Origin of the sequence: Cryobacterium sp. 10I1 (assembly GCF_035019805.1) — a bacterium.
In the GTDB taxonomy this organism is placed as follows: Bacteria; Actinomycetota; Actinomycetes; order Actinomycetales; family Microbacteriaceae; genus Cryobacterium; species Cryobacterium glucosi.
Window position 1 is genome coordinate 12,712 of record NZ_JASJVF010000011.1, and the last position, 18,502, is coordinate 31,213.

At 65.4% G+C, this 18,502-nt stretch carries 16 protein-coding genes and 2 tRNA genes; 4 read left to right on the top strand and 14 right to left on the bottom strand.

The features are described 5' to 3' along the window. Positions 1–42: 42 nt before the first annotated feature. Genes QN345_RS02415 through QN345_RS02425 form a run of 3 tightly spaced genes read right to left on the bottom strand, consistent with a single transcriptional unit; the run spans position 43 to position 3,131 of the window. The gene (locus tag QN345_RS02415; RefSeq protein ID WP_322136219.1) at positions 43–861 is read right to left on the bottom strand and encodes a carbohydrate ABC transporter permease; all 819 of its coding nucleotides are present in this window, start codon (positions 859–861) and stop codon (positions 43–45) included. Continuing rightward, on the bottom strand, positions 861–1,844 hold the full coding sequence (locus tag QN345_RS02420; protein ID WP_134448291.1) for a carbohydrate ABC transporter permease: 984 nt from the start codon (positions 1,842–1,844) through the stop codon (positions 861–863). Before QN345_RS02420 ends, QN345_RS02415 begins: the two co-directional genes overlap by 1 nt. Positions 1,845–1,883: 39 nt before the next feature. Further along, on the bottom strand, positions 1,884–3,131 hold the full coding sequence (locus QN345_RS02425; RefSeq protein ID WP_134558264.1) for a sugar ABC transporter substrate-binding protein: 1,248 nt from the start codon (positions 3,129–3,131) through the stop codon (positions 1,884–1,886). 243 nt (positions 3,132–3,374) lie between these two features. Here QN345_RS02425 and QN345_RS02430 point away from each other — a divergent pair, with 243 nt between their 5' ends. Continuing rightward, on the top strand, positions 3,375–4,388 hold the full coding sequence (locus QN345_RS02430) for a LacI family DNA-binding transcriptional regulator (RefSeq protein WP_134448289.1): 1,014 nt from the start codon (positions 3,375–3,377) through the stop codon (positions 4,386–4,388). Positions 4,389–4,441: 53 nt separating this feature from the next. Here QN345_RS02430 and QN345_RS02435 read toward each other — a convergent pair whose 3' ends face one another. The 7 genes from QN345_RS02435 to QN345_RS02465 all read right to left on the bottom strand — a co-directional run bounded on the left by QN345_RS02435 (position 4,442) and on the right by QN345_RS02465 (position 11,429). Next, positions 4,442–5,299: a Cof-type HAD-IIB family hydrolase gene (locus tag QN345_RS02435; protein WP_134448287.1), complete on the bottom strand. Its 858-nt coding sequence runs from the start codon at positions 5,297–5,299 to the stop codon at positions 4,442–4,444. Between the two features lie 78 nt (positions 5,300–5,377). After that, entirely contained in the window at positions 5,378–6,805 is a 1,428-nt protein-coding gene (locus QN345_RS02440; RefSeq protein ID WP_134562015.1) for a glycoside hydrolase family 1 protein, read from the bottom strand. Positions 6,806–6,902: 97 nt separating this feature from the next. After that, entirely contained in the window at positions 6,903–8,762 is a 1,860-nt protein-coding gene (locus QN345_RS02445; protein ID WP_322136224.1) for a beta-glucoside-specific PTS transporter subunit IIABC, read from the bottom strand. 201 nt (positions 8,763–8,963) lie between these two features. Then, positions 8,964–9,851: a PRD domain-containing protein gene (locus QN345_RS02450; RefSeq protein WP_134448283.1), complete on the bottom strand. Its 888-nt coding sequence runs from the start codon at positions 9,849–9,851 to the stop codon at positions 8,964–8,966. A gap of 57 nt (positions 9,852–9,908) precedes the next feature. Then, the gene (locus QN345_RS02455; RefSeq protein WP_134448281.1) at positions 9,909–10,265 is read right to left on the bottom strand and encodes a VOC family protein; all 357 of its coding nucleotides are present in this window, start codon (positions 10,263–10,265) and stop codon (positions 9,909–9,911) included. A gap of 82 nt (positions 10,266–10,347) precedes the next feature. Next, a complete protein-coding gene (locus QN345_RS02460) occupies positions 10,348–10,989 on the bottom strand; it encodes a winged helix-turn-helix transcriptional regulator (RefSeq protein ID WP_134448280.1) in 642 nt (213 codons plus the stop codon). A gap of 5 nt (positions 10,990–10,994) precedes the next feature. Then, positions 10,995–11,429, bottom strand: a complete 435-nt coding sequence (locus QN345_RS02465; RefSeq protein ID WP_134448278.1) for a VOC family protein — start codon at positions 11,427–11,429, stop codon at positions 10,995–10,997. A gap of 235 nt (positions 11,430–11,664) precedes the next feature. Between QN345_RS02465 and QN345_RS02470 the strand changes: the two genes are divergently transcribed. Then, positions 11,665–14,232 (top strand): glycoside hydrolase family 2 protein, encoded by a 2,568-nt coding sequence (locus tag QN345_RS02470; protein ID WP_322136226.1) that lies wholly within the window; start codon positions 11,665–11,667, stop codon positions 14,230–14,232. A gap of 1 nt (position 14,233) precedes the next feature. Here the strand turns inward: QN345_RS02470 and QN345_RS02475 are convergent. Together QN345_RS02475 and ctlX are read right to left on the bottom strand one after the other, a co-directional pair. Continuing rightward, positions 14,234–14,308 (bottom strand) — tRNA-Ser (locus QN345_RS02475). 181 nt (positions 14,309–14,489) lie between these two features. Next, positions 14,490–15,470 carry a citrulline utilization hydrolase CtlX gene (ctlX, locus tag QN345_RS02480; RefSeq protein ID WP_198413729.1) on the bottom strand — a complete coding sequence of 327 codons (981 nt, stop codon included), beginning with the start codon at positions 15,468–15,470 and terminating at the stop codon, positions 14,490–14,492. 219 nt (positions 15,471–15,689) lie between these two features. On the opposite strand from ctlX, the gene QN345_RS02485 reads away from it, so the two are divergent. Beyond that, positions 15,690–16,133 carry an Lrp/AsnC family transcriptional regulator gene (locus QN345_RS02485; protein WP_134558260.1) on the top strand — a complete coding sequence of 148 codons (444 nt, stop codon included), beginning with the start codon at positions 15,690–15,692 and terminating at the stop codon, positions 16,131–16,133. Between the two features lie 100 nt (positions 16,134–16,233). Here QN345_RS02485 and QN345_RS02490 read toward each other — a convergent pair. Both QN345_RS02490 and QN345_RS02495 read right to left on the bottom strand, forming a co-directional pair. Continuing rightward, positions 16,234–16,309, bottom strand: a tRNA-Leu gene (locus tag QN345_RS02490). An 82-nt stretch (positions 16,310–16,391) separates the two neighbouring features. Then, positions 16,392–17,924, bottom strand: coding sequence for an NAD(P)/FAD-dependent oxidoreductase (locus tag QN345_RS02495; RefSeq protein WP_322140703.1), 1,533 nt, complete (start codon positions 17,922–17,924; stop codon positions 16,392–16,394). A 311-nt stretch (positions 17,925–18,235) separates the two neighbouring features. Here QN345_RS02495 and QN345_RS02500 point away from each other — a divergent pair. Continuing rightward, on the top strand, positions 18,236–18,502 hold a 267-nt coding region (locus QN345_RS02500; RefSeq protein ID WP_323508432.1), incomplete at its 3' end, for a S8 family serine peptidase.

Consider the following 18,502-nt stretch of genomic DNA (forward strand, 5'->3'; position numbering starts at 1 on the left):
CGGGTTGGGTGTGGGGACGGTGATGCCCTGGCCTGGAATGAGTCAGTCCTTTACTGCGCCGGCGGTCACGCCGGCGGCGACGTAGCGCTGGGCGACGATGAGCAGGATGGCCGCCGGTATCGACGCGACGACTGCGGTAGCCATGATCGCGTTCCATTGCGAGGTGTTGTTGCCGATGTACTTGTAGATACCCAGGGTGATCGGCAGGAATTGCCCGCTCCGGGAGAGGGTCGACGCGAAGATGAAGTCGGACCACGCCCACAGGAAGGCGAACAGGGAGACCGTGATCGCGGAGTTCCGGCTCACGGGCAGCACGATCGACCGGAAGGTGCGCCACGGTCCTGCTCCATCGACCGTGGCCGCCTGGATGAGTTCGTTGGGGATACCGGACATGAAGGCAGTGAAGAGGAGGACACCGAACGGAACGGCGATCGTCGAATCAGCGAGGATCAGGCCACCGACGGTATTGAGGAGTCCGCTGTTCAGGTAGATGGCGTAGAACCCCATCGCCATCACGACTCCGGGGATCATCTGCGCGACCAGCAGGATGAACGTGAGCGGGGCAGCACCTCGCAAGCGCAATTTGGCGAGCGCGTAGCCGGCAGGCGCGGAGATGACGAGCGTGACGACAACCGTGCCGAGGCCGATCAGCAGACTCGTGCCGAGGTATGGCAATTGCTGCGAAAGCACCGCGGTGTAGCCGTCGAGCGTCGGTGAGAATGGGAAGAGGTTGGGCGGTGAATCGCGCAGATCGCTTGTCTTCGTGAAGGAGACGTTGATCATCCAGTACACGGGAAAGAGCATGACAGCGGTGAGGAGGAGTCCGATCGCGGTGTTCCACCAGGAGCGTCGATGAGACATTATTTCTCCGTCCTGTTCTGAATGCGCAGATAGATGAACCCGAAGATCAGGGCGATCAGGATCAGGACGTTGCCCACGGCTGCAGCCGGGCTGAAGTCGGGGTTGCCCGTTCCGAAGGCCTCCCGGTACGACCAGGTGGCGAAGGTGGTCGAGGAATCCCCCGGGCCGCCGGCCGTCATGATCCAGATGATGTCGACGACTTTCAGCGTGTAGATCAGCCCGAGCAGGATCGTGATCAGCGAAACCGGACGCAGCAACGGGAAGGTGATCCGCCAGAATTTCTGCCACGCGTTCGCACCATCGAGGGAGGCAGCCTCGTAGAGGTCTTCGGGAATGTTTTGCAGACCCGAGTAGAGGACGACGAGGTTGAACGGGATCCCCAGCCAGATATTCGCGATGATCACGGAGGCAAGCACCAGATCGGGCGAGGTCAGCCAGTTCACGGGTGCGACCCCGATCACGCTGAGGGCCGAGTTGATCACCCCGTTGTCCGAGTTCATCATGGACGACCAGGTCGACGCGGACACGATCAGCGGGAGCAGCCACGGGACCAGGAACAACCCTCGCAAGACGCCGTTGAGTCGGAAGTTGTTCCGGAAGAAGACGGCGAGGATGAGGCCGATGCCGAACTGGAACGCGATTGAGACGACGGTGAACAGCGCCGTGTTGGTCAGCGCCTTGGCGAACGTTTTCGATCCGAAGACGGCGACATAGTTTTCGATGCCGACGAACGCGGCATTGCCCTGCACGAAGGCGCGCGGGGTGTAGTCGTGGAGGCTCAGTTCGATGTTCCGATAGAGCGGGAACGCGTAGAAGATGATGAGGTAGGCGATGAGAGGGGCGACGAAGGCCAGGGCAACCCACTGGCTGGTGCCGAAAGAAGTTCGCCTCGATCTTTTTTTCGGGGGGAGTGGAGCGGATGTGCCGACCGCCCCACCCGCGTCGGGGCGTGCGGCCCCGACGCGGGCAGGAAGTGTGGTCATGGTGGGATGCCCTTCGTGTTCTCGGTGGGAGGCTTCGGTCTACTTGGCGATAGCTGCTGCGGCAGCAGTCTGGGCTTCCTTCAGCGCTTCCGTGGGCGTCATCGCACCGCTCAGTGCGTTCTGGATGGCGGTATAGACCTGCTCTGAGATCTTCGGGTAGTTGGCACCGAGGTTGTCGCTGGTGCGCCCCTTGGCTGCCTTCACGGCGTCGACCCACACCGAGAGTTCCGGGTGTTCGACAAGCAGGGCGGCCTGGCCTGCCGTGGTCGCGGGGATGTAGTACGCGAACGTGTCGGCGGTCTTGACCTGGCCTGCGGTGGTGCTCATGCATTCGACGATCTTCTTGGACACGTCGTAGCGCGCCGTGTCCTTCTGGGTCGGGATGACCATGAATTCGCCGCCGGTCGGTGCGGGAGCCGCTCCCCCGGCCTCGGCCGGGATGGTGATGTAGCCGGTCTTGAAGCTGGCCTTCGCTGCGCTGTTGACCTGCCACGTGCCGTTCACCGCGAAGCCGAAGTCACCGGTGAGGAATTCCTCCCAGTTGGTGTTCTGCGAATTCGTGATGACTGAGTTCGGCGCGAGGCCCTGGCTGACCCAGTCGGTCCACAGTGTCAACGCAGAAATCGCCTGGGTCGAGTCGAGCTTGTTGAGGTTGGCTCCGGCTCCCCAGAAGAACGGCAGGAACTGGAAGGTTCCTTCTTCACTCGCGAAGCCGGCGAAGGTGATGCCCTTGTGACCGGCGGTCTTGACCTGCTGCAGGGCTGCGGTGAGGCTGGCCCAGTCCGTGACCGTCGCAGGATTGACGCCCGCCGCGTCAAGGACGTCCTTGTTGTAATAGAGCGCGAGGGTGTTGGCGCCGACGGGAATGCCGTACGTCTTGCCGTCGAGGACACCGGCCCCGAGGAGATTGGGGTCGATCGCGGATGTGTCGAGCCCGATGGACTCCATGTCGTTCAGGGCGCCAGTGTCTGCCAGGGTCGTCACGGCCGGGTTGTCGAGGAGGATGACGTCGGCTGCGGTGCCCTCCTGGGCGGCAAGCAGGGACTGGTTGGTCAACGACTGGGAGTCGTACGCCGTGCGTTTGATGGTCACGCCGGCGTCGACACCGCAGGCATCGATGCGCTTGGCCCAGTCGGAGCTGGCGTCGTGCTGGGGATACGGATCCCACACTGTGTATTCGGTGCTGCCGGCACTGCTGGAGCTGCCACCGGCAGCCGAGCATCCGGCCATGGCCAGTGCGAGGGTCGCGACCCCGGCGACTGCCATCGTGCTACGTACGAACTTCATTGTCATCACGTTTTTCCTTCATTGGAATAGGGCAGGAATATCAGAGCAGAATTGTGAAACAAATAAAACTAGTTTCAATAGGGCGAGGCTAGCACTGAGCTTCCCGGTACGTCAATCGGAATTTGTCTCTTTTGTCAGTGAATTGCGGGGCACGCGGGGTACAGTCTTTTCTCGTAGGGTTTCACGCGACTCGGCCGAACAACGACCCGGCCTCGACATCGGTTTCATAGGCGAAAGGACACCATGGGCAAGACGAATGACGCAGTCACCCTCGCCGACGTGGCGCGTGCCGCCGGCGTGTCCATTGCGACGGCGTCCAAGGCTCTCAACGGCAAGACCGTCGTGCGCGAGGCAACCCGGCAGCACGTCGAGGAGGTGGCCCGGAGCCTCGCCTTCACGCCCAACCCGTTCGCCCGCGCACTCAATTCGTCGATCACGGGTACCATCGGCGTCCTGACCGCAGACCTCGCCAACCGGTTCGTCGTTCCGATTCTTCTCGGCGTCGAGGACGCCTTCGGTGCGGACTCCACGTCGGTCATCCTCACGGATGCCCGGAACGACTCCATCCGGGAGTCGCACCAGTTGCGCACCCTCATGGCGAAACGCGTCGACGGCATCATCGTCCTGGGCGACAGTGACACGTCCCGCCCTTCGATCACGGAACAGGTGACGGTACCGGTCGCCTATGCGTTCGCCGCCAGCCAGGACCCGAAGGACTCCTCATTCACGACGGACAATTCCCAGGGCACCGATCTCGCCATCGACCACCTCGTCTCCCGGGGCCGACGCGGTATCGTCGCGATCAGCGGCGATCCCACCTTCTCGGCGGCCGTCGAACGGCTCACCGGCGCCACCCAGGCGATGAAGCGGCATGGCCTGCAGCTCGTCGGCGGTGAGAACCTGTACGGCGACTGGAGCGAGGACTGGGGCCGCCAGTGCGTGCATGCCCTCATCGAGGCCGGGCACCACTTCGATGCGATCTTCTGCGCCAGCGACCAGATCGCCCGGGGCGCCATCGAGCAATTGCGCGATGAGAACCTCCGCGTGCCCGAGGACGTCGCCGTCGTCGGCTACGACAACTGGGAACTGTTCAGCGTGCATTCACGCCCGCCGATCACCACGATCGACATGAATCTCCAGGAGCTGGGCCGGGCGGTGGCACGCGAACTCATCGACGCCATCAAGGGACAGCCGCATCCGGGAGTGCACCGTGTCCCGGTGCGCCTCATCCCGCGCGCATCCACGACGCGGCTCTGACCCCGTCGTTTCGCACACCGGCGACGCCGCGCCCTGTCGGTACCGGCATCCGCTCAGATCAGGCCATGGCGGCGGAAGGCGTTCCAGACCCCGTCGTCGAGCACGGCGGTGGTGACCTCGTCGGCGTGGGACTTGACCTCGTCGGTGGCATTGCCCATCGCGATGCCGACACCGCACACCTGGAGCATTTCGATGTCGTTGCTGCTGTCGCCGATGCCGATGGCCGATGCCGCGTCGAGGCCGAGCAGGTCGAGCAACTTCAGGATCGTGCTGCCCTTGTTCACCCCCCCCAGGGTCACCTCGCCGCTGCCGCGACCCATGTGGGGAATGGTGCCGGTGATGACGTGGAAATCGTCGCCGAGCGCGTTCGAGACTCGATCGAAGGCCCGAAGGTCACCGGCCAGGAAGACCGACTTGGCGATGCCCGTGAATGACAGCGGCCGCACGTCCCCGAAAGCCTTCAGGACCGGGTGTTCCTCGGCCCCGGTGACGGAGGCGAGGTCGGGCCGGGGATCACCCTTTCGTTCCCTGTCGTCCTCGAGGTAGGTCGCGAAGCGCGAGCGCACCCCGGGGCTCGGGTAGAGCTTGTCGTAGGACTGGAGGTAGAAGTCGTAGCCCGCGGCCTCGTAGAACCCGACCATTCGCGCCACCGCCGGTTCGGGCATCGTGCGGGAGATCACGACGTCGCCGCCGACTTCGGCGAACCCGCCGCCGGCGCTGATCGCCCCGTCGAAGCCGATGTCCCGGATCGCCGGGTAGATCTCCACCGACGCCCGCCCCGTACTGAGGTACACGAGGTGACCGTTCTTCCGGGCGCTGCGCACCGCCTCGATCGACGATGGTGCGATCGCCTCGCCGGAGTCGATGAGGGTGCCGTCGACGTCGAGGAAAGCGATGCGGGGGGAAATCATGATCTGCTCCAGACGAGGCCGCCTCCGGGACAGTGCATCCAGGAGGCAGCCGACGGGACGAACCCGTTTGGTTCTACGCTATCGGGTGAGGCTCGCACCATTGGATCGGATGACCTCGGCGTACCAGTCGAACGACTTCTTCTTGAAACGGTCGAGGGTGCCCGTTCCGTCATCGTTGCGGTCGACGTAGATGAACCCGTACCGCTTGCTCATCTGTGCCGTGCTGGCGCTGACGAGGTCGATGCACCCCCAGGAGGTGTAGCCCATCACGTCGACGCCGTCGGCGACGGCCTCGCCGACCTGCACGAGGTGATCGTTGAAGTACTCGATGCGGTAGTCGTCGATGACGGTCTTCCGGCCGTCGACCGTGACGAGCTCATCCTTCGCTCCGAGACCGTTCTCGACGATGAACAGCGGCTTCTGCCAGCGGTCCCAGAACTGGTTCAGCACGATGCGCAGGCCGACCGGGTCGATCTGCCAGCCCCACTCGGATGCCTTCAGCGTCGGGTTGGCGACCCCGGGGAAGATGTTCCCTTCGCCCGTGACACGATTCGATGTGTCGGCGGTTTCCGCCACGCTCACGTAGTAGCTGAAGGAGACGAAGTCGACGGTGTTCTCCTTGAGCAGTGCCCGGTCGTCGTCGGTGATCACCAGTTCGACGCCCTGGTCGCGCAGGCTGCGCAGGTAGTACCCCGGGTATTCTCCGCGCACGTGGATGTCGCCGAAGGCGAGGTTGGTGCGCTCGGTGGTGAGCGAGGCCATCACGTCGTCGGGATCGGGCGACAACGGATAGACCGGCATCGCGAGGATCATGCAGCCGATCAGGGCGGACGGGGCGAGCTCGCGGGCGGCCTTGGTCGCGAGCGCACTCGCCACCAGCTCGTTGTGCACGGCCTGATACAGGTCGGTCCGGGTGAGCTGGTCCTTCGGTGTGTTGATGCCGCCAGACAACAGCGGGGCGTGCAGCACGGAGTTGATCTCGTTGAAGGTGAGCCAGTACTTCACCCGGGCGCCGTATCGGGCGAAGAGCACCCGCGCGTACCGCTCGTAGAATCCGATCAGGTCACGGTTGACCCAACCGTCGTAGGTCTCCGTCAGGTGCAGCGGGGTCTCGTAGTGCGAGATGGTGACCAACGGTTCGATGCCGTGCTTCTCGCACTCGTCGATGACGCGGTCGTAGAACGCGAGGCCCTCCTCATTGGGCTCCGCCTCGTCGCCGAGCGGGAAGATCCTGCTCCAGGCGATCGAGAAGCGGAAGGTCCGGAAGCCCATGTCGGCAAACAGGGCGATGTCCTCGGCATAGCGGTGGTAGAAGTCGATGGCCACCTGCTTGAGGTTGTCGTCCGTGGGGCCCGCGGTGCGCGGCGTCGTGATTCCCTGCGGCATGACGTCCTGGATGGACAGGCCTTTGCCGCCCTCGTTGTATGCACCCTCGATCTGGTTCGCGGCGGTCGCACCGCCCCAGAGAAAGCCCTGCGGGAATGTGACGGGTGTTGAATCGGTCATTCGTGTACTCCTTTTACTACTGACTACGTATTACGCAGATGGCCGGTGGAGGAGCAGCCGAGCCGCTCCTCCACCGGGACGTACAAACCGCCCTCGCTTACTTCGCGGTGGCCAGTTCTTCCTCGGCGATCGCCAGGAAGAGGGGGTCTCCGTGCGCTACCGGGCCCGAGGCTGGTGAGCCGATGGCCGGATACTTCTTCGGGTTCGTGATGATGACCGGCGTCGTGATGTCGTATCCGGCTGCCGTGATCGCGTTGATGTCGAACTCGAGAAGGAGATCGCCGGCCTTGACCTGCTGGCCCTTCTCCACCTTCAGGGAGAAGTACTTGCCACCGAGCTTGACCGTGTCGATGCCGACGTGGATCAACACGTCCGCTCCATCCGCGTGCTGCAGCCCGATGGCATGCCCGGTCGGGAATGCGGCTACGACGAGAGCGTCGAACGGGGCGTAGACGGCGCCGACACGGGGAATGATCGCAACACCCTTGCCGAGGTCGCCGCCGGCGAAGACGGCGTCGGGAACCTCGCTCAGTGCAACGGCGGTGCCGTCGAGCGGGCTCAGCACCTCGAGGTCGGTGCCGTCCACGACTGCGGCGGCCTCGTTGGCCGGATCCTTGAATCCGAGGATCACGGTCAGGCCGAACGGCACGATGATGGCGACGAGAAGGCCCAGAATCAGCATCACGGTGTTTCCGGTACCGAACAGGGCTGGCAGCGCCAGCAGCGAGGGCAGCACGAAGGCGTTCGCGGCGACGCCGCCGGCCGAGATCAGGGCTCCACCGAGGACACCACCGACGACTCCGAAGACGAACGGCCGCTTGAGCGGCAGGTTCACGCCGTAGATGGCCGGCTCCGTGATACCGGCGAGGAAGCCCGACACGGTGGCCGGGGCAGCGAGCGACTTCAGGTTCGAGTTGCGGGTGCGCACCCAGACCCCGGCGACGGCCGCAGCCTGTGCCAGCACCGCGGCGAAGAGCGGCGCGGTGATGTAGATCAACCCGGTGCTCTGCAGTTCGGCGGTCATCAGCGGGACGAAGCCCCAGTGCAGGCCGAAGATGACGAAGACCTGCCAGAGGCCGCCCATGATGGCTCCACCGAGCCAGGGCACGACCGTGAAGACCCAGCCGATACCGCCGGCCAGTCCCGTGCTGATCAGGTTGGAGAGCGGGCCGATCACCAGGAAGGTGAGCGGTACCAGGATGATCACCATGATCATGGGTGTCACGAATCGGCGGATCGCGGCCGGCAGTGCGGCGTACAGGAACCGCTCTCCGTGACTCTGCAACCACACGATGACGATGATCGGGATGACGCTCGAGACGTAGCTGACCATCGTCACCGGGATGCCGAAGAAGGTGATGTCCGGCGCGCCGTTGAGCGCGACGATCGAGGGGTACACGAAGGAACCGGCGATGGCGAGCGACGTGAACTGGCTCGCGTTGAAGTACTTCGCCGCGGTGATCGCGAGCGCCAGCGGCAGGAAGTTGATGAAGGCATCCGAGAGTGCGTTCAGGATCGTGTACGTCGTCGTCGTGTTGTCGATCCAGGCGAACGTGACCGCTGCCGCCAGGAAGGCCTTCAGGAGGCCGGTGCCCGCGAGCGCCCACACCAGCGGGGTGAAGATCGCCGAGATCATCGCGATGAAGCGGTTGACGAGGTTGCCCTTCGGGCCGTCCTGGGCGGCCTGGCCGCCGGAGGAGGAGGCGCCGCCGAGCTTCGAGATCTTCGTGATCTCGGCGAAGACCTCGGGTACCTCATTGCCGATGACGACCTGGTACTGACCGCCGGCCTCGGCCGTCGCGATGACGCCGGGTGTGGCCTTGACCGCCGCCTTGTCGACCTTCGCGTCGTCCTTGATGACGAATCTCAGCCGCGTCGCGCAATGCACGAGCGACTGGACGTTTTCTTCGCCGCCCACACCCTTGAGGACCGCAGCTGCGGTCTTGGAGTAGTCCATCGGTCTCATTCACCTTCCGCCGCGACATCGCGACTTCCATGCTCAGGAAGCGATCAATCGGTGTTTTGGGCAAAAAAAAGACCTGAACTCATTCATCGCCGTACTGGCGATGCGAGTTCAGGTTTTGCCCGCTGATGCGGTAACAATCCGAAAATGCTTCCACAGAGCGTCGTCGCCCTGCGGTCTCAACGTAGCACACGATCAGGTGGCGGCGCCATCCACCATCTGGTTCGCCAGTCGCTCGACGTGCACGATCACGTACAGGAGCTCTTCGTCGGTGAGGTCGGAGCCGGTGGCGGCACTGACGTACGACTTGACGTCGGCGGCGATGGCGTAGGAGCGGGGGTAGCTGTGTTTGGCGAATTCGAAGAAGGACGTGTCCGAGCCGCGCAACATCGACTTCGCCACCAGCCGCTGCAGGAGGAATTGGATGTGCAGGATGAACCGCGCGTAGTCCGGGCTCGCCGTGTCCAGGTGCACGCCGAGGCCGCCCTCGACCGTCGTCACCACGTGCTGCACCCGACGGAAGAGCAGTGCCGCGGTTCCATTGGGCTCGTCCCTGGTCGCGTTGAGGAGATGCATGGTGAGGAACACCGCTTCCTCGTCCGGGAGGGCGGTGTCCAGGCTGGCGCTGACCGATCGGGCCATTGCCGTCGCGGCGTCGAACTCCTGCGGATGCAGGACGCGTAATTCGGGCATCGACGTCGTCGGGATGCGGATGCCTTTCTGCATCCGTTCGAGCACGAATTGGATGTGGTCGATGATGGCGAGCGGCAATCGGCGACCGAGGCTTCGGCCCAGGGTCCGTTCCGCCTCGTCGACCGCCCGCGTGACCGCTTCGATGACCGGGTACGGCACGGACGCGAGGAGTTGGCGGGCATGGTCGGCTTCACTGCCCTGATCGAGGACGAAGGTCTTCTCGACCTTGGCGGGATCGATCGTGTCGCTGGGAAGCAGTTGGAATCCCAGCCCGCGTCCCATCAGCACGCGTTCCTGACCGGACTCGTCGATCGAGATGACGACGTTGTTGTTGAGCACCTTGTGCACCACCTTGTCCGGTGTGCGTGCTGCCCCGTCTTGCCTCGCCATAACGCTAGTTTAGGGCGCTCGCCTTTTCGCGGCCGCCCTGCTCGACGGACACGGGCGCTAACCAACCGTGCGGGCCGAGAGCACGCAGAATTCATTGCCCTCCGGGTCCGCCAGGACTACCCAGGGGACGTCTCGCTGGCCCACATCGGCACGGGTCGCCCCGAGGCCGAGCAGGCGCCCGACCTCGGCGGCCTGGTCGTCGGGGACGAAGTCGAGGTGGAGCCGGTTCTTCACGGTCTTTCCCTCGGGGACAGCGCCGAACAGCAGGGTCGGGTGCGCACCCTCGGCCGCGGCGAGTTCGAGCTCGTCGTCGCTCTCGCCGACCACGATCCAGCCGAGAGCCTCCTGCCACCATCGCCCGAGCCCCTTCGGGTCGCGACAATCGACGACGACTTCTTCCCAGAACAGCGACATGCCGGACACACTACGCCGGGCCGCGACCCCAGGTCCAGACGCAGGGCATTCCGGGTGCAGCCGTAGCGGTACCGCGCTCGGCTCAGGCGGCCAGGTGAAACGTGCTCGCGAAGCGACCGAGGAGGGCACGGCGACCACGCAGCACCTCGACGACCCCGGTCTCGATCGCGCGCTCCGGGCCGAGCTCACCGGAAATGAGCCGGCGGATGCCCGGACCAGCGGCGAAGGCGAGGTCGACGGGCCCGTCCCCGCGCGTCACATCGAGGGTGGAGCCGTCCACCCGGATCAGAAGCTCGGCATGACCGAACCGCGCCGCGTACGCGGTCGCCGGGAGCTGCTCCGCGACCTGCGGCCGAAACGCGGTCCGGAGGTCCATCGTCATGGCGTCAGGGGTGATGACCTGCTCCTCCCGCGGATCGCCCAGGGATTTGAATCCCCACGCCCCGAGTGCGAGCACCACGGGCTCGAGCTCGCGGCCGTACGGCGTCAGCTCGTAGACGATGACGCGCGAATGAGGCACCCGTCGGATGATGCCCGCCGCCTGCAGCTCCTTCAGCCGTGCGGCCAGGATGTTGCTCGGGATCCGAGCGAGTCCCCCGGCGAGTTCGCCGTAGCGCCGCGGCCCGACGAGCAGGTCGCGGACGATGAGCAGGGCCCAGCGCTCTCCCACAAGCTCCAGGCCTCGCGTGACGCCACCGTATTGACCATAGTCGCGTGCGGCCATCGACCTCAGTCCTGCTGATTCGCGAAGGCTTCGGGGCCCTGAGCGGCTGCTACCGGGTCCATCCAGCCGAACTCGAGGAAGTTGCCGTCGGGGTCGTTCAGCTGGCGCTGGTACATGAAGCCGTAGTCCGAGGCCGGTTTGGGCTCAGAGCCTCCAGCGGCGACGCCGTCGGTGACGGCCTTGTCGACCGCCTCGCGACTGTCCAGGAAGATCGCGGTCGACACGGAGGGGTTCACGGCCGGATCTCCGATCGGAAGGTCGGTGAAGGTCTGAAAGTACTCGCGGACAAGGATCATAAAGTAGCTGTGGTCTTCTTCGACGACGACGCAGGCCGCGTTGTGGTCCGAGAAGGCCGGGTTGATGGTGAATCCGAGCGCCGTGTAGAACGCCTTTGCGCGCTCCAGGTCGGTCACCGGCAGGTTGACGAACATCGCGGTCATCGTGTCTCCTTGTAGAGGTTCCCATGTGGACTGACGTCATACTTGCAAAAAACAAGTGTGCTGTCAAGACCTCTGTCGTGCCCTTCCGGACGCGAGCGCTCAGCCCGCCCCAGCGCACCCCGGTCTACCGGGGTGGCGGCGTCGTGTCGTAACGTAGGCGATATGACGATCTCGCCCGGATTTCAGATTCCTGATTTCACCCATCCGGGCGTCGTCGAGTCGCTGCCGCCACATCATGACTGACACCACCATCCAGGCCGTCGTGCCCACGAGTCACCCGATCCGACGCCTCCTCGCCGACTGGACCGTCACCGCGCTCGACGGCCCTGTCCCCCGGGCCGTGCGCCAGCACACAATTCCGGCAAGCGTTCCCGGGTCGGTGCACACCGACCTCCTCGCCGCGGGCCTCATCCCCGACCCGTACCTCGACGGCAATGAGCAGTTGCTCGGCTGGATCGGACTCACCGACTGGCGATACACGACGACCTTTGTCTGGCAGCCGAACAGCAGCACCCAGAGCGAGATCGTCTTCGACGGTCTCGACACGATCGCGACGGTTGAACTCAACGGCCACCGGATCGGCGTGACCAGGAATATGCACCGCCGTTACCGATTCGACCTGCGCACCCATCTGCGCGCCGGCCTGAACGAGCTCGCCGTCACGTTCTCCTCTCCGATCCGGGCCGCGGATGCCGCCAGCCTCGAACTCGGCTATCGCCCGCACGTGAACCACCACCCGTACAACGCGATCCGCAAGATGGCCTGCAGCTTCGGCTGGGACTGGGGCATCGACACGAGCACATCGGGCATCTGGCGCCCGGTCGCCCTCGAATGCTGGGCGACGGCGCGGATCGAGTCCGTGCGCCCGATCGCCACCGTGGACACCCTTGTCCGGGCAGACGGGACGGCCCGGCACTCGGGCACGGTCGCCGTGCACGTCGAGGTCGCCCGGGCGAGCGACGCAGATCTCATCGTGACGGCATCCGTCGGAGGCGTGACCGGCTCGGCCACTCTGAACGCGGGCCAGACGAGCGCGGTCGTGACGCTGCATGTTGCCGAGGTGTCGCGGTGGTGGCCGCGGGGCTACGGCGAGCAGCCGCTCTATGACGTCGACGTGACGTTGCACGGTTCGGGCGCGGACGACGCCGAAGCACTCGAACTCGATTCGGCACACCGGCGCGTGGGCTTCCGGACCGTGTCGTTCGACACCGAGCCGGATGCCACAGGGACACCGTTCACGATCGCCGTCAACGGGCAGCCGGTCTTCGTTCGCGGGGCCAACTGGATCCCCGACGACTCCTTTCCGCACCGGGTCGACCGGGACCGGTACCGGGACCGCATCGAGCAGGCCGAATTCGCCAACATCAACCTGCTCCGGGTCTGGGGCGGCGGCATCTTCGAGGCCGACGACTTCTTCGAGCTCTGCGACGAACGCGGCATGCTCACGTGGCAGGACTTCCTTCTCGCCTGCGCCGCCTACTCCGAAGAGGCGCCCCTGTTCGGCGAGATCGAAGCGGAGGCCCGCGACAACGTGGCCAGGCTGGCGTCGCACCCATCGCTGATCGTGCTCAACGGCAACAACGAGAACCTCTGGGGCCACGAGGAGTGGAACTGGAAGACGAGACTGGATGGCAAGACCTGGGGCGCGGGCTACTACTACGAGCTCTTCCCGCGCATCGTGGCCGAACTGGCGCCGCACATCGGATACACGCCGGGAAGCCCGTTCACCCCGGGCGGCACCGACGGTCTCGGCCGTGACGGAACACTCACGCCGAACGATTCGAACAACGGCACGATGCACATCTGGGACCTGTGGAACCAGCGCGACTACCCCGCCTACCGTGAGTACACGCCCCGCTTCGTAGCGGAATTCGGCTGGCAGGGCCCACCGACCTGGTCGACCATGCGCGCATCGATCAGCGACTCCCCGCTCACTCCCGAGTCCCCCGGCATGCTGGTGCACCAGAAGGCGATGGAGGGCAACGTGAAGCTCACCGACGGCCTGCTCGCCCACTACCCGTTGCCCGACGACATCGACGACTGGCACTGGGCGATGTCGCTCAACCAGGCCAACGCCATCGGCACCGCCATCGAACACTTCCGTTCCCTGCAACCGCACTGCATGGGCAGCATCGTCTGGCAACTCAACGACTGCTGGCCGGTCACGTCCTGGGCGGCCGTCGACGGCTATGGGCGACCCAAACCGCTGCTCTACGCGATCCGCCACGCGTACGCCGACAGACTCGTGACCATTCAACCGCGCGCCGGAGGAACCCTGGCGGCGGTCGTCGTCAACGACGAGGCTTCACCGTGGTCGGGCGAGCTCATCGTCCGACGCCTCACAGACGCGGGAATCGTGTTGGCCGAACACGCGGAACAGGTCACCCTGCCCGCGCGGTCCACGGTGACCGTGCCGCTGCCCGCATCCGTCTCCGCGACAACGGATGCGGCAGCGGAACTCCTCCGGGCCGAGCTCAGCAGGGTGCGTGGCCATTGGTTCTTCGCCGAGCCCCGCGACACCCGGCTCGGTGCCCCGTCCCTGTCCTCGTCACTCGAACGGGTCGCGAACGGCTACCTGCTCACGGTGACGGCCGCAACGCTCACCCGCGATCTTTCCGTCCTGGTGGACAGGGTAGACCAGTCCGCCCGAGTCGACGACATGCTGATCACGCTGCTCCCGGGCGAAAGTGCGGTGTTCAGCATCCGCTCCACTGTCGAGCTGGACCGTGCGACCCTGACGGCACCGACGGTGCTGCGCAGCGCGAACCAGCTTGTGCGGCCGAGATCCCGCCGACGAGGATGAGTCCCGCCGCTGGGACTCGAACCCACACTGTGACGATTTCAAGTCGTCTGCCTCTGCGATTGGGCTACGGGGCGCGTCCGAGTGCATCCGCGCTGAGCGAACTCAGTCCGAACAGACTCCGACGCTTCAAGCGCAGGTACCGCCGGAGCAGCCGCTTACCAGGCGGGCGTGGCCGGGACCCAAGACTGGCCAGGGCCAGCCCGAAGCAGTCGTCGGAACCGGGCATCCGCGGTCGTTCCGGAGCAGGACAAGCACCCCTACTGCCGCGCGCCCAGCGCACTGAACGGAGCTGGGGCAGACGTTGGCCACCTGTCCTGGTGACGTCGTCGATCCAGGTGGATTCCGGCGAGCATACACCGGATGGAACCGCCGGCCAGTTCTATCGTCGGCACGTCCACGGGCACAAGACGGCAGGACTCCTCGAGTGTTTCCCGCTGGCGTTCCGTCAACGCCGTGAACGCCCGACGGGACAGCGCGAGGATCCTGCCCCGGTCTCCCTCGAGTTCGATGGCGTTACCGCAGAATTCCTTGATCTGGGCGGACGACAATTCGATGACGGTGCGGCCCGAAGACGTCAGACGCTCAACGACCTCGTCACGACGATCGCGCGAAGTCATGAGCTCAAGCCCGATCAATGCGAACCGGGTCCCCACACACATCATCACGTTGGTGTGGTAAATCGGGATACCCGAATCATCGACGGCGTCGAAAACCAACGGTTCGTAGCCGAAGTTGGTGCAGAAGCGTTCGAGGGCGACAGGATCCGCACGCTGTGACCTGGCCACATAGGCGACTCTGCTGACGTGGTCGAGTACCATCGCACCGGTGCCTTCGAGGTAGATCCCGTCGAATTCGAGGCCGGAGTAGTCGATCACGTCCTGCACGCGATAGTTCTGTTTGAGCAGTTCCAGGATGTCCTGGCGACGTTCCGTGCGGCGGTTGGGCGTGCGCATCGGATAGACGGCGATATGGCCGCCGGCGTGGGTGGAAAACCAGTTGTTGGGGAAGACGCTGTCGGGACGGCCCTCGTGCTCGTCCTCGAAGAGGTGCACGGTGATTCCATTGGCGCGCAGGGTCTCGGCCACGACGGTCACTTCGCCGTGGGCCGTGTGGTGATGTTCGTTCAGGTTCGACAGGTCGACGAGCGGCTGGAACGTGTTGTCATCGGCGGTTTGAGAGTTGGGCGTGAACCGGTGCGGACGGATGAGGACGACCGTGCCCGGTGACTGAACCGACACGACGGTCAGACCCTGGTGAAGACGTGGGCTGGAATGGGTAGACTCCCGGACACGCGGCTCCGGGAGCTGTTGGTCATTTCTGCGCACTGCACCACTCGGCGCCTCCTTCGATCAGGATTCCAACGCTACGGTGCGCGAATACCTCATCGATAGTGGATTTTCCCACTAATTACGATGAGGAATCGCACACTTTGCATACCCGAGCCGTACTCTATGCGTATGCCCCTGGATGACCTCGACCACAGGCTGATCAGTCTGCTCCGGGTGAACGGGCGAGAACCAGTCGCTGCACTCGCTCGTGAGCTCGGCGTGACCCGCTCCACCGTCGACAATCGATTGGCCCGTCTTGTGCAGTCGGGCACTGTCGTGGGGTTCTCCATCCGGGTGCGTGAGGACCAGGATCCGGGCGTGGTGCAGGCCATCTCGTTCATCGAGGTAGAGGGTCGGGCGACGAGTGACGTCATCCGGGCCCTGCGCGGCTATCCGGAGGTCAGTTCGCTGCACACGACCAACGGGGCCTGGGACCTCGTCGCCGAGTTGCGCACCGCTGACCTGGGCGAGTTCGACCGGCTCCTTGGACGAATCCGTTCCATCCCCGGTGTCCTCAACAGCGAGACCAGTCTCCTGCTCAGCTCCGTCTCCGAGCGTGCCGTCGGCGCCTGACCCGCCGATCGCCTTCGACGTCATCGTCGGTGGAGAGAAGCGTGTCGGCCTGGGAGAGTCCGCCGAGTCCGGCCTCAGTCGGAAGTTCGGTGCCGGATGATGGTGCCCCCGCTGGGACTCGAACCCAGACTGTGACGATTTTAAGTCGTCTGCCTCTGCCATTGGGCTACGGGGGCGCGTCCGAGTACATCCGGGCTGAGCGAACTCAGTCCGAACAGACTCCGACGCTTCAAGCGTAGGTGCTGCCGGAGCAGCCGCTTACTTGACGGGCGTGGTCGCCTCGGTCGCGGCATCCGCTGCCACGATCGCCGGTGCGGCGGCGGGAGCCTTGACCGGCGTCTTGCGCGGCGCGCGGGGCGCCGTGACCTTGGCGGCGGGGGCTGCCGCGGCAGCCGCTGCCGGCACGGTGACCGGTGCCGGGGGCGTGACCGCAGCGGATGCGGCCTTCGCCGGCGCCGCGGCACCCGCGGCGGGCTTCGGGCGGGAGGCGAACTCGACGAACACGGCGCGCGGGGTCTCGACGGCGGCGAGGGACACGATGTCGCGACCGAGGAAGAAGTTGTTCGCCCAGCCCCAGACGACGCGCAGCTTGCGCTCCCAGCTCGGCATGGCGAGGCCGTGGTAGCCGCGGTGCGCGATCCAGGCCAGCGGGCCCTTGATGGCCAGTTTGCCGGACTGGAAGACACCCTGTCCGACACCGAGACCGGCGACGGCGCCCAGGTTCTTGTGGATGTAGTCCTTGGGGCCCTCGCCGCGGAGGATGGCGACGATGTTCTTGGCCATGAGCTTGCCCTGACGCACGGCGTGCTGGGCGTTGGGAACGCAGAAGCCGCCCACTCCCCCGCCACTGAGGTCGGGGACGGCGGTGATGTCGCCGGCGCCCCAGGCGTCTTCGATGATCTCGTCTGCGGTGCCGACGCGGAGGTCGGGGCGCACCTGCAGGCGGCCGCGCTCCTCGATGGGGAGGTCGGTGTGACGCACGATGCCGGGGTTCGCCATCACGCCAGCAGTCCAGACGATCAGGTCGGTCTCGAACTTCTCGCCGGTGGAGAGCTCGACGACACCGTCGACGGCGCTCGTCAGCTGGGTGTTGAGGTGGATCTTCGCACCGCGCTTGTCGAGGTTGTCGATGACCCAGAGGCTCGTCGGCACGGACACCTCTGGCATGATCCGGCCCATCGCCTCGACGAGGTGGAACTGGATGTCGTCGAACCCGATCTGCGGGTAGGACTTGAGCAGCGAGGTCGCGAACGAGCGCAGTTCGGCGAAGACCTCGATGCCGGCGAAGCCGCCGCCGATGACGACGAAGGTGAGCAGGCGGTCGCGCTCGGGTCCGGCGGGGAGCAGGGAGGCCTTGTCGAAGTTGGTGAGCACGGTGTCGCGGATGGCGACGGCTTCCTCGATGGTCTTGAGTCCGAGCGCCTGGTCGGCGACCCCGGGGATCGGGAAGGTGCGCGAGACGGCTCCTGCGGTGACGACGACGATGTCGTAGTTGAACTCATACGGCTCGCCGACCGGCGGGGTGATCGTCGCGGTCTTCGACGCGTGGTCGATGTGGGTGACCTTCGCGGTGACGACGTTCGTCTTCGAGAGGTGGCGACGGTGCGCGACCACGGCGTGGCGGGCTTCGATCGAGCCGGCGGCAACCTCGGGGAGGAAGGGCTGGTAGGTCATGTACGGGAGGGGGTCGACCATGGTGACCTCGGCCTCGCCTTTTCGCAGCCACTTCTCAAGCTTCCAGGCGGTGTAGAAGCCCGCGTAGCCGCCACCGACAATGAGAATTTTTGGCACGATAAGGGTCCTCCTACATGATGGAATATGCGAAAACTTACCGATTCGATCGATTTCGCTTGAGCCGCCGAAGAGCACCTATGCCGAACAGCGTTACTAGGATAGCAAACCCCAACAGAACGAGAAGCGGAACGGTGATATAGGTCAGGGTCAGCTCGGTCGGCAGCCAGGGACTCGCGGCGGTGTCGGTCGGCAGCGGCGGGTCGCTGCTCGGCACGGCGCGGGCAACGGGTGCGGCCGTCGGCGCGGCTGTCGGGACGGTGTCGATGCGCCGATGCAGGTGAATCCAGTCCTGGAGCAGGGCCGTCGGCGTGGTGCCGAACGGCGGGTACGTGCAGTGGAGCGGCACGAGCGCCTCCGCCCCGATCGTCTCCGGCCTCGTCGCCCTCGTGCGCGCCGCCTACCCGAAGCTCAACGCCGCCGAGGTGATGAACCGGGTGATCGCGACCGCCAACCCGAACGGCCACGTCGTCCCCAGCCCCGTCTACGGCAACGGCCTGATCGACGCGGCCGCCGCGGTCACCGCGTCCGTGGCGCCCTCGACGTCTCCGACGCCGACGGCCCTGCTCCAGGACTGG